Genomic DNA, 11,287 nt, shown 5'->3' on the forward strand with positions numbered 1-11,287 from the left:
AGACTAAGCCAATACCAGTGAGGATGGTGGCTTCCCCTCCCCTGTCCCCTACTGCACGGCTTATGGGTAAAGCTTGGTTGAAGTATTTGAGCGCTGATTGCTTTTCTCCAAGTGAGTCGTAGACGAAGCCAATATTGTTGAGGGTGGTGGCTTCCCCTCCCCTGTCCGCCACTGCACGGAATATAGGTAAAGCTTGGTTGTAGTATTTGAGCGCTTCTTGCTTTTCTCCTAATGAGGAGTAGACTAAGCCAATACCAAGGAGGGTATTAGCTTGCCCAGGTTTATCATCAACTTGTTGCCAAAGCTTCAGCGCTTCTTGCCATTTCCCAATCGCCTGTCGCAGTGATTCTGCTGTCCCTTGCTGATAAAGTTCCTCCCCCTCTTGATAAACCCGTTCCGCAGCAGCGCGAGTTGCATCTTGTGACGTTGTTCCTGGCTGTTGTGCTATCTGCAACGGTGTACCTCTCGGTGTTGCCCCCACTGCATCAGATAGCAAAACCATACTCAGCAGCAAAGTTAAACTGTTACGGGTAAATTTTGTTAGAAAGCACCAAAAAACCCACTGAGACTTTACACTCCCCATCATTGTTTAGCCTCAATCTGTGATTATTAACAACGCTATTTCTGCCGAACCCAGTCCCTAATATTAATAAATTATTTACTTGTCATCAGGGATATTGCGGAAACTTTGCTGAAACTTTAAATTGATTTTATGGGTGCGGTCAAAGTTTACGGTTCTGGTTTCCGTTTTTGCAACGAACTCACTGGAGTTTACCCAAAATTTCAGGACTAGCCCTTTCAAGGTGACTCGTAAAATCTCTGTTTTCTCTCTGCGCTGCGCCAGTTGCTTCTCCCTTAGCGCTAGCCTCTCCCTTTGTGAGAAGGGGAGAAGCTGCGCGTAGCAAGATCCCCGCAGGTACAAGTCGGGGAACCGCAAGAGCGCACTGGCAACTCTATTGCCTCTGCGGTTTAAAAGTAATTTATTTAACCACTCCAGACGAAGAGAACACAGAGTTAGAAAACTCCACAGAATGATTGATCCAAAAGCTGTCATTGCGAGCGAAACGGAGTGTAGCAAAGCAATCCCAAGATTTTGCGGTTGCTTCATTTCGCTTCGCTCCATTCGCAATGACAATTGGGCATTTCTTTTTGTGGAGGTCTCTTAAGAGATTAAAGAGGAATTTTTTGAGCAAAATTTTTACTCACCTTGAAAGGGCTAATCCCAATACTGCTCGGTTAAGAATCGATCCCCCCAACCCCCCTTTTTAAGCAGGGCCGATTCATTCCCTAAAAGGCTTTAAAAATCAAGGGTTCAGGAGATGAAAAATAAGCAAGGCATTCAATCTTAGGCATCAGTATGGTCAACAATTCATGACTTCTGCCAGAATATTTATCGCCAATGGTATTGACAAAATACGTACCTTGTCGAATGAATCAGCCCTGCCCTTTTTAAGGGGGGTAAGGGGGATCTCCAATGACTATGCACCTTAACCGAGCAGTATTGGGGCTAATCCTGATTCTGTACTCCACACCACACTTTTACTGCGTTGGGACTTTAGGGACTTGCAGTGTGGCTTATGATATTAGCGGTCTAGGCAATGACGCTTAGTTAATTCTAAAGGGGCATCTTAATATATATGCTGTCGCGAGTTTTTATCTATTGATTAGGAAACAACTGTTGTCCGAGCTTGCTTGCGATCTTCAGGCTTTCTTTTGATAATAATTTCTACATCATTATCTAAATCATTCAAAAATTGAAATAGTCTATCAATTGAAAAACCTGAAAGTCTACCTCTAACTAATGCTGATATTTTTGGCTGATCGATTCCTAAAAGTTCAGCAGCTTGGACTTGTGTTAAATTGCGGAAAGTGATAGATTCACTGATTTTACGTGCTAATTCAGCTTTCACTAATCTTTCTTCAGAATTAGGTAAATCTAAGTCAGAAAAGACATTTCCACTGCTAGTATAAACGCTATTTTCTTTAGTCACTCATCTACTCCTTTTTCTTTAGCAGCTTGTTCTAAATAGTCTTCCTGGGCGGCTTTTAACCTCTTTTTTACTAAATCTATATCTTGTTGTGATGTAGCAATACCGTGCTTTGATTTCTTTTGAAATGCGTGTAATAAGTAAACAAACCCCGCAAATTTCACAGTGTACACTGCTCGGTATCTATCTCCATCAAAATCATCTACGACCTCTAAAACCCCACCCCCTTTAAAACCATGCAAGGGTTTTGCGTCAGGATGCTTACCCCTATGTTGTGCTAAATCAAGAGCGTAACCCATTACGTCCTGCACATCTTCAGGGAAATCCTTCAAGTCATCTAGAGCGCTTGCAATGTATTTGAGAGGTTTTTGGTGAGTTTCACTCATGTAATAGTTAGTATGCTAAATCTAGCATACTATGTCAATAAGTGGATCAGTATCCCAAAATTAAGCATTTTATTTTAGGCTCAACCACCGAGCTTACACGCGGATAGTAATACCCTGTTGCCTTATCTAAGGAAACTCTAAGAAATAAATTATCCAATATTGTGGGGTGGGCGTCTCGCCCGCCCTCTGGACTGGGCGGGCAAGATGCCCACCCCACAAGAGTTAATTGAATATTTTTATTTGGAAGTCCTTAATTCAATTTCAGATTAACGCGACTGACCAAAATAGTTTTATGATTCTCTACGAAAGCATATTGGAAATGATTTAGGTCTATTACCAAAATATTCTCAAGCTCATTCTGAAACATGGTGAATAACCTAAACCTTCTTCCAAGGTCAAATAAAGTGCAGGGAGATGAACAAGTATGGCTGAACACGTATTTCATGACCAACTGAGTCTAGAGGAACAAACCGAAAAACTCGCAAAGCAAGCATTAAGCTTGGGTTTGATTCCCAGCTTTGTGGTGCATTACTTTCCCGATACCTGGGTATTTTATATCCCTAATGAAAGTCAATCCGAACCTATGACACCAGAAGAGGCATACTTTCGTTTAAAACAACTGGTTAAATAATAGATATTTTAACGACGGATTTTTGAAGATAACGGCTAGGCACTGCAATTGTTGAGTAACAGTAATTATGGCGAAACCAGCAATTTTAACAGTATCGCGTAATTCCCCATCCCTCTACAGTGAGGTGTGGGACTTCTGCTGAAAAAGTTAAAATCAATTTGCTATGATACTCAGCTAAATTTCAATTCTGGAGTTTTGTGACTCTGTGCTTACTCAGTTACCGACTATCAACGTCCTGAAACAGCCCACTAGTTTTGCTTGGGTTGAACAAGCGATCGCTAACTTAGATATCATTTTACTCGACCACTCCCACTGTGAACGCAAAGCGGCAGGCGTGGCCTTGAATATGATGTTTCGCTACCCTTCCAATACTAAAATGGTACGGGAACTAACTGCGATCGCCCGCGAAGAACTAGAACACTTTGAACTAGTTAACCAATGGTTAGAACGCCGGAATATTCCCCTGGCTCCCCTATCACCGCCTCCCTACGGCGCGGGTTTAAAAGCGACAGTACGCCCCAAAGAACCTGAGCGATTTCTGGATTCCTTACTAGTCACTGGTTTAATCGAAGCTCGCTCTCACGAACGCCTGGGACTACTAGCTGCTCATTGTCCAGAGCCAGAGTTAGCAAAATTTTATCGTGGACTAATGGCATCCGAAGCACGCCACTACGGTATATATTGGGTTTTAGCTGCTACTTACTTCGACAGAGAAATAGTCATGCAACGGCTTGATGAATTGGCAACTGTCGAAAGCGAGTTGCTGGCGACTTTGCACCCAGAACCGAGAATTCACAGTTAGTAGACCAAGGGAACAGATATGAAGCTTCAGTTAACACACCTGAGACTACTTGTCTCAAACTATAAAGATTCTTTTCTGTTCTATCGGGATCTGCTAAAATTCGATGTCGATTGGGGCGATAAAGATAGCGGATATGCTGAGTTTAATACCGGATATCTCAAATTGGGTTTGTTTAAAAAAGAATTAATGGCTGAAGTCGTCCCCAGAATCGAACAGCCTTCTTATGTTGTCAGTCGAGATAAAACTGTCTTAGTTTTCGCAGTCGATAACGTGGATGAGGTCTATGAACAAGTAAAGGCTCAGAATGCGATCGTTGTGACTGAACCACAAGATCGCTCAGACTGGGGAATTCGCACAGCTCATTTCCGCGATCCTGATGGCAATCTCATCGAAATCTACAACAATCTCGGAATTATCAGTTAATTACAGTTCTAATCAGGCTCACTTCGATAATTCTGGTTCACCGAACAAGGCAAAAGTAAAAAGTAAAAAGGCACTCATAAAGAAAAAGAAAAATGCTTTGAACGCGAGTGCGTCTCCAAGAGTTGCCCCTAAATTTATTTATGGAATGAAATAAAAACATTTATAACGATAGCGCCGGCGGCAAGCGAGTCTTCTCCCAAAGAGAGACGCTAAGAGCGAACGAGCGTCGTGGCGCAGTGAACCAGCGCTGTAGGCGGGTTTTCCGCCGTAGGCGACTGGTTTTCCCATTGGGCGCGAGAAATAATGCGTCCGTGATTATTTCCCCTCAATTTATTTATGGGGATTATCTTTTTACTTCTTAATGTCTATGTATAGCGGTTCCCATTCAGATGAGGTACAACATTATACCGCAAGGTGTAGGGGCACGGCAGTGCCCATAGGTGTCAACTTAACGTGAAAACTAACCTAGTACAAGCTTTTAGATATTATCTCGTTCCCAGTCTCCGACTGGGAATGCTCGTCTTTGAGGCTCCGCCTCTCTTACTGGCGGCAGAGCCACTTTTGAGTTGCATTTCCAGCCGGAGGCTGGAAACGAGATTTTAAAAGGGTTTGGGCTTAAGGGACTGACAAATAAAAAAATACTCAACTACTTCTTGTGGGGTGGGCGACACGAGAGCCTATATACAAAGGCGGGCAAGATTGCCCACCCCACAAGATTGGGTAATTTATTTGTAGGAAGTCCCTAAGTTGACACTAATGGGCAAAACTCTTCCCCTACATCCATTGCTCCCCCTGCTTGCCTCAACCAAGAAATTCCAAAACCTACGCACTATTGCTCCCCTTGTCATTTTCGGTCAATTCCCGCAGTTTTGAAGTTCTTTTTGACACAATACCTTTCTATGTCCAATGAATCTCTTTGGAACGAAAAGCTCTATCCCAATCGTTAGCAATCACCTCCATCATATTGATCATGCCTTCATAGCCAAAATATGGCTTGTCAACATAAGTTTCTCTGTTAGTGGGGCTAAATACATCAAAAGCAATTTTGATTCCTAGTTCCTCTGCCATGTATTTTTCCCATGCCGAGCCAATGACAGCATCAACATCAAACTCTTCTAAAGTCTGTTTTACCTGATAGCCATCTGCCGAAAATATTACGCGGGAAGTAAGACCGAGGCTGTGCAGTTCTCGCTCCAGAATTGAACGAGAATCAGGCATCGCCGAGCGAAATAATAAGACTTCTGGAATCATCTCCAATTCTTCAAAGAGCATTCTCACCAGTCCAATGCCAAGCGTCCCATCCGCAGAGATGGCAATTCTACAGTTACGATATCGGGGAATAATCATCAATGCTCGTTTGCGGAGTGTATCTACGACCATTTCTTCGCCTTGTTTGATGATTGGCTCTACTTTTTCATCTATCTTGAAATGTGCCGCCAATGCTTTCAACCACCGAGTAGTGTTGTTTACACCTATTGGTAAAGGTATATCATCAAGGATCAAAGGGATATCATGGGTCTGTTGCATTTTCCGAGCAAACTTATACCCAACATCATGACTGAGAACAATATTGGCGGTTGCCTCACCAGCTTGCTCTAGTTCTTCAAAGGAGGTATTATGAGAGAAGACCGTCTGTACTTTAATCCTTAAAGATTTTAACTTCTGCTTTACCCATTCTAAATCAGCCCACCAAGTAGGATTCAGATTTGCCTGTGGTGCAATGATATTTACAATCCTTGGCTTCCTGCCCCTTCTCTTAGTCTGCCTTTTTTTGATAAAAGGAATTAAAGCCTCCAAACCCATCTCCAAGCCATCATAAGCATTGCCCCGAAACCCACCAGCAAGTAAAGGAACGAGTTTGGCTTTGATATCTGGCTGAAGTTGGTTGCACAATCCCGCAATATCTTCACCAATGATGTCTGCCGCGCAAGTACCAACGACAAACATCACCTTAGAATCAAAAGATTGATCCGCCTCTTTAATCATATTTTTGAGTTTATCAGACGCTCCCATCACAATGTCTGACTCAAAAAGACGAGTACAACCTACTTTCCGCTTGGTGAAATCAACCTCATGAGCATCATACCCAGCTGCGACGGTGGACGCGCAACCCTGTGGAGACTGAATCACAATACTGACATCTTTAATGCCAGCAACTGTAGTTGCAATACCTTCAAGGGCGCACCCAACTACTGGGTCTTTACTATGGTTACAATTGTCAAAAGTCGTTTCAGCAGACATTTTTTCCTCCTGTTTTTCTAAGGCTTGACTATGGTAAAAGCTTTTCACGCAGCCTGTAGCGACTTCTGCCTCAACGTTTTCGTGTTTTGTGCAGCCTGCAAGAGCTTCTGTGTTGACGTTTCCGTGTTTCGCGCAGCCTGCAAGAGCTTCCGCCTTCCCTGCAAGAGCTTCTGTGTTGATGTTTCCGTGTTTCGCGCAGCCTGCAAGAGCTTCCGTCTTCCCTGCAAGAGCTTCTGTGTTAACGTTTCCGTGTTTCGCGCAGCCTGTAGCGACTTCCGCCTTGACATTTTTGACTTAAGCCTTTTCTTGTGGGGTGGGCGTCTCGCCCGCCCGTATCATACAAAGGCGGGCAAGATGCCCACCCCACAAGATTGGGTAATTTATTTGTTGTCAGTCCGTTAGACAAAATTTCATTTATTACTCGTTAAAGCATTTTCCCCGCTTCTTTCCTGCTGCATATACGGTACAATCAGGCATGTCTTGAGCTAATTTTCCGCTTAGTGATTGAGTAGATGCTAACCCGGAATTTTTAGGGAATACCATTTGCTTGGTTAAAGCACTCCGAGGTCTAAAGCCATATTGAAGTGCTGTTTTAATACACCTTGCGACCTTTAAGGCTCCGCGATAGCCAAATCTGGGACGATTTAAGATAGCATTTAAATCGACTACGGGAATATGGGGGAAACTTAAGGAAGAACCAAAATACACTACCGATTCTGCATCAAGACCACCAATAAAATCCAGTAATTCATCTTCCGTTTGTTTCATGGACTCATACTTACCAAAGGCCAGTGTCCCCTTCGTAATTAGGATTTCCGGGTCTAACCCTGTTTCCAATAGGTAGTCTACACTGGTTTCTCGTGCTTCTGTACTCCAGGGATGGAAGTTATAGATTACTACACGCATCCCAAAATCACGATCCAACATGTGAGCAAGGGATAAGCACTTGATAGCATCATGTCCTTCAATAATCGCTAACTTCCCTTCTATATAACCCTTAGCTGCTTCAAATTCAGTCTTGATTGCGGCATATTCCTTTTCCATTAGGGCAGCCGCTTGTTCTTCCATCCCTAAATATTTTGCCGCCCCTTCGAGCCATTTTTCTGTAGCGCTGATTCCATAGGGGAGGATAGTAGAATTTAATGGAGTACCAAACTTGTCTGACATGGCTTTGCCGATGGTATAGCCAAGATCCAAACATAAGGTACAGTTGACTGCTGCACTTGGCGCTTGCTTGAGTTCTTCTAAGGTACAATCACCTGCGATTACACTGTGAACTCTTGCCCCCATTGCTTCTATCAACCGCACCAGTTCCTTGACATCGGTTTCAACTTCCGTCCTTTCCGGGCCCATCTTTGCGCCCACAATATTGACAGCATCCGCAAGTTGTGCTTTACGCTCTGGAGTTGGTGGCTCCATAAAGTCTACAATTTGCCGAAATACGATATCAAATCCACTGCGATACTCCCCGGCGAATCCTTCACAATGTATCGTCATGATTTCGGCATCGATTTCGCCACGTGCCTTATTTACTACGTCATCAACACAGTCGCCAATAATACCAGACGCACAACTAGTAGCAACAACGATCGCATCGGGATGGTATTTTTCATCTACTTCTCGAATCGCGCCTTTTAATTCTTTTTCTCCACCAAAAATTACCGCCTTCTCACTCATGTTCGTAGTTACCACAGGTTCATAAGGGGAACCACTGTTGCGGCTATTGGTCAACTTGTATGCCCGCTTGACACCATAAGCACAGCCACTCGGCCCGTGAGAGATGACGATCGCATTTTTAATCCCACTTAAAATCTTCGTTGCCGTCCAAAATTTACAGGGGCGGGTATGACTACCTTGTAAAGTCGTCTTAATCTTACCCTCTTTTGCCAAGCGATACAATTCACTCAAATTTCCGTAAAATACGACATTCTGATCTATCATCATAGTTCTCCAAATATTTCATCTTTTTTAAACGCAAAGGATCGCTGAGGTTGGCGCAGAGGAACGCAAAGTTTTGAATAGAGGTTCAAACTCTGCGCTCCTCTGCGTTTTACTCTGCGTTGAAAATTCAATCTACCAGACGTTTAAGATCCACTCGCGCTCGTGCTTGTTCTCCATATCTGCAAACATGGCGTTAGCAATGTTATCTGCTAGCCATTCTGCTCCTTTATAGCCAATCACAGGATATTTCCACAAACCTGCGCGGTCAAAGCTGGGGAAGCCTACCCGAACCATCGGAATTTTGTTGTCGATAGAAATATATCGACCCTTGGAATGACCGAGAATCAAGTCGATTTCTAGAGATTTATCTGTAATGCGGCGCTCCAATTCCCAGAGGTCTGCATTCCAGATGACTTCGATATCACAAGCTGCTTGCTTCTCTAACTGGGCAATTCTGGGGTCTTTGGTGCAGGCTTTGTTGTCGTCTCCCAACAACATCAGCACTGGCTCTAACTCAACTTCTAAGCAGAACTCTGCTAGACCAATTACTAAATCGGGATCTCCGTAAATAGCAACCTTCTTGTTAGCGAAGAACATGTGGGCGAGATCGGCGATCGCATCAATAGCTTTACCACGTTCTCTGACTAAAGATTCTGGTATTGGTTTACCAGTCAGTTTGCTGATATTTTGCAGCCAGATATCGGTATTTTTGATCCCAATTGGTGTTGGGCCAATGATTGCCGGAACCTTAAACTTTTCTTCTAAGAATTCGGCTGCACTACCGCCTTCATATTTGCATAAGGCAATAGTTCCCAACGCATTGGCAGAATCAGCAATGTCTTCAATGGTAGTATTCCCAAAGGCAAAACTTGTCTTATCGGGCATTGTGGGCGCATCGAAGGTTTCTGTATCCAGTAAAATGTTTCCTGGAACGTCCATCTCTTTTAAGATGCGTTTAACTTCAGTGACATCTCCAGGGTTCAGCCACCCAGTGATGATGTTCAACTTGCCAGTTGGTTGGCCTTTTTTTGCTAGAGTAGAAATGATTGCATTTACGCCGACATTATAGCCAGTGACTTGACTACCTTTGTAACTGGGAGTATGTACAGGAACCAGGATAACCTTGCGATCGGGATAAGCTTCCTTTAAATGGACGTTGAGCTTGTTAATGGTTCCTTCGATATCGTCCCCAATTGTTTCAGTTGAACAAGTCGTAATAATTGGGATAATTCGTAAATCGGGATATCGTGCAATTAAGGTCTTTACACCTTCCTCAATCCGTGGTATACCTCCAAGAACAGCGCTATTTTCATGGAGTGAAGAAGAAGCAATGTCAAAATTTTCCTTCAAATGCTGGGCAAACAGGAGACGAACGAACATACTACACCCCTGTCCTCCATGCACCAGGGGAATACAATCTTTGATTCCGATGGAAGCGTATTCAGCCCCAGCAGGCTGACAGGTAAATATAGGATTGATGATTCCCTTGCGTTCTTTCTGTTTTACGACTAAAGACATTCTCTTGACTCCTATGTGGTAAAAAATTGCGTGGTTTTGTTTGGCGTTGCTGAACGAAGAGATGAATTGTCTTTTTGAGCTTAAAAAAGTGGAGCGATGTCTGCGGCGAGCGATCGCTCTCTACTCTGTAAGTCTCTACTCTGTAAGAAAATTTCTGCACAAACACTAACAGGATGACAAGACTCTAATTCATACTCTCATTCAACAACGCCGTTCGTTTGTAGGACTTACGCAAAAACTCTCTCAAACTCTCATTCCCCCGTGGCCTCTGCGTCCTCTGTGGTTTCTTTTTCTTACCTTTGCGTAAGTCCTAGTTTGGTTGAATTACCGATCTAATTGCTTTAATAAAGCGAATAATGCAATTCACCATTCTTCGACTTGGTTATTACAATATCGATCAGCATTGCCTTAACAGCTTCCAGTACTGCTTTCTTTTGCGAGTTTTCCATGCTATTTAACCATGCAAACCTAATTTCTAGGTCAGCCGAAAGGATCTTCGCATCTGCATAAAAACCTCTCTCAATCAAGGTTTCTAGAACCACCTTTTCTCCAGTCAAGATTTGGGCGGCCATATTGAGAACACCATTGATGTTTTCTTCCCGATCCCATGCACGAGAGTGAAACTGCCACAAACAACGTTCTTGAATTAATTTTGTGACTTCCGCAGCTCGCTCTTGAATGTATGACGCGATTTCCTTAGCTTGCACTTGAACCTGTGGTGCAGCTTCCTTAGCTTGGGGTTGAACCTGTGGTGCAACTTCCTTAGCTTGTGGTTGAACCTGTGGCGCAACTTCCTTAGCTTGGGGTTGAACCTGTGGTGCAACTTCCTTAGCTTGCACTTGAACTTGTGGTGCAACTTCCTTAGCTTGCGCTTGAATCTGTGGCGCAACTTCCTTAGCTTGTGGTTGAACCTGTGGTGCAACTTCCTTAGCTTGGGGTTGAACCTGTGGTGCAACTTCCTTAGCTGGCTTTTGAACCTGTGGCGCAACTTCCTTAACTAGCTGTTTGACCTCTGAAGTAGCTTCCTTAACTTGCTGTTGAACTAAAGAAACAACTTGCTCAGATAGCTCTTTGGTTGCTTTACCATTGCCATTACCATTGGTACTTGGCAGCTTTTGCCCATCACGGATATCAAGGTTAGCCAACTTCATCAAAGGCGAGTAGATGGCATTGTACATATCCCGCGCCATATTCACCGCACCTTCAAAACCCATATAAGGGCCATTGTGGTAGCCATGACCATTCACATAAGGCAAATGCAACTTCTTCACTAAAGCACCCACCCGTGGTCCAGTCAAAACCAAATCTGGCTTGACCATCTCCAGCACTTCAAAGAACTCAAGTTCATTGCCATCAT

The 11,287-nt window shown here is 43.6% G+C and carries 10 protein-coding genes; 3 read left to right on the forward strand and 7 right to left on the reverse strand.

The genetic code is table 11. The features are described 5' to 3' along the window. From V7K76_RS23775 to V7K76_RS23785, 3 genes are all read right to left on the reverse strand, one after another. Positions 1 to 586 (reverse strand): tetratricopeptide repeat protein (locus V7K76_RS23775; RefSeq protein WP_335030098.1); only part of this gene is annotated, 586 nt, incomplete at its 3' end. A 1,078-nt stretch (positions 587 to 1,664) separates the two neighbouring features. Next, positions 1,665 to 1,991: a helix-turn-helix domain-containing protein gene (locus V7K76_RS23780; protein WP_334779015.1), complete on the reverse strand. Its 327-nt coding sequence runs from the start codon at positions 1,989 to 1,991 to the stop codon at positions 1,665 to 1,667. After that, entirely contained in the window at positions 1,988 to 2,374 is a 387-nt protein-coding gene (locus V7K76_RS23785; protein WP_334779014.1) for a type II toxin-antitoxin system RelE/ParE family toxin, read from the reverse strand. The genes V7K76_RS23780 and V7K76_RS23785 overlap by 4 nt, the downstream gene beginning before the upstream one ends. A gap of 424 nt (positions 2,375 to 2,798) precedes the next feature. Between V7K76_RS23785 and V7K76_RS23790 the strand changes: the two genes are divergently transcribed. The 3 genes from V7K76_RS23790 to V7K76_RS23800 all read left to right on the forward strand — a co-directional run bounded on the left by V7K76_RS23790 (position 2,799) and on the right by V7K76_RS23800 (position 4,230). After that, positions 2,799 to 3,005: a hypothetical protein gene (locus tag V7K76_RS23790; RefSeq protein ID WP_334779013.1), complete on the forward strand. Its 207-nt coding sequence runs from the start codon at positions 2,799 to 2,801 to the stop codon at positions 3,003 to 3,005. Positions 3,006 to 3,210: 205 nt separating this feature from the next. Then, positions 3,211 to 3,807, forward strand: coding sequence for a tRNA-(ms[2]io[6]A)-hydroxylase (locus V7K76_RS23795; RefSeq protein ID WP_334779012.1), 597 nt, complete (start codon positions 3,211 to 3,213; stop codon positions 3,805 to 3,807). 18 nt (positions 3,808 to 3,825) lie between these two features. Continuing rightward, complete coding sequence (locus V7K76_RS23800; protein ID WP_335030100.1) at positions 3,826 to 4,230, forward strand: VOC family protein; 405 nt, start codon at positions 3,826 to 3,828, stop codon at positions 4,228 to 4,230. An 897-nt stretch (positions 4,231 to 5,127) separates the two neighbouring features. Here V7K76_RS23800 and V7K76_RS23805 read toward each other — a convergent pair. The 4 genes from V7K76_RS23805 to vnfG all read right to left on the reverse strand — a co-directional run. Next, a complete protein-coding gene (locus V7K76_RS23805; RefSeq protein ID WP_334779010.1) occupies positions 5,128 to 6,471 on the reverse strand; it encodes a nitrogenase component 1 in 1,344 nt (447 codons plus the stop codon). A 417-nt stretch (positions 6,472 to 6,888) separates the two neighbouring features. Beyond that, positions 6,889 to 8,415, reverse strand: a complete 1,527-nt coding sequence (locus V7K76_RS23810; RefSeq protein WP_334779009.1) for a nitrogenase component 1 — start codon at positions 8,413 to 8,415, stop codon at positions 6,889 to 6,891. Between the two features lie 129 nt (positions 8,416 to 8,544). Next, a complete protein-coding gene (vnfK, locus tag V7K76_RS23815) occupies positions 8,545 to 9,930 on the reverse strand; it encodes a V-containing nitrogenase subunit beta (RefSeq protein WP_334779008.1) in 1,386 nt (461 codons plus the stop codon). A 341-nt stretch (positions 9,931 to 10,271) separates the two neighbouring features. Beyond that, a partial coding sequence (gene vnfG, locus V7K76_RS23820; RefSeq protein ID WP_334779007.1) for a V-containing nitrogenase subunit delta occupies positions 10,272 to 11,287 on the reverse strand: 1,016 nt, incomplete at its 5' end.

It is taken from the genome of Nostoc sp. (assembly GCF_036917975.1).
GTDB lineage: Bacteria > Cyanobacteriota > Cyanobacteriia > Cyanobacteriales > Nostocaceae > Nostoc.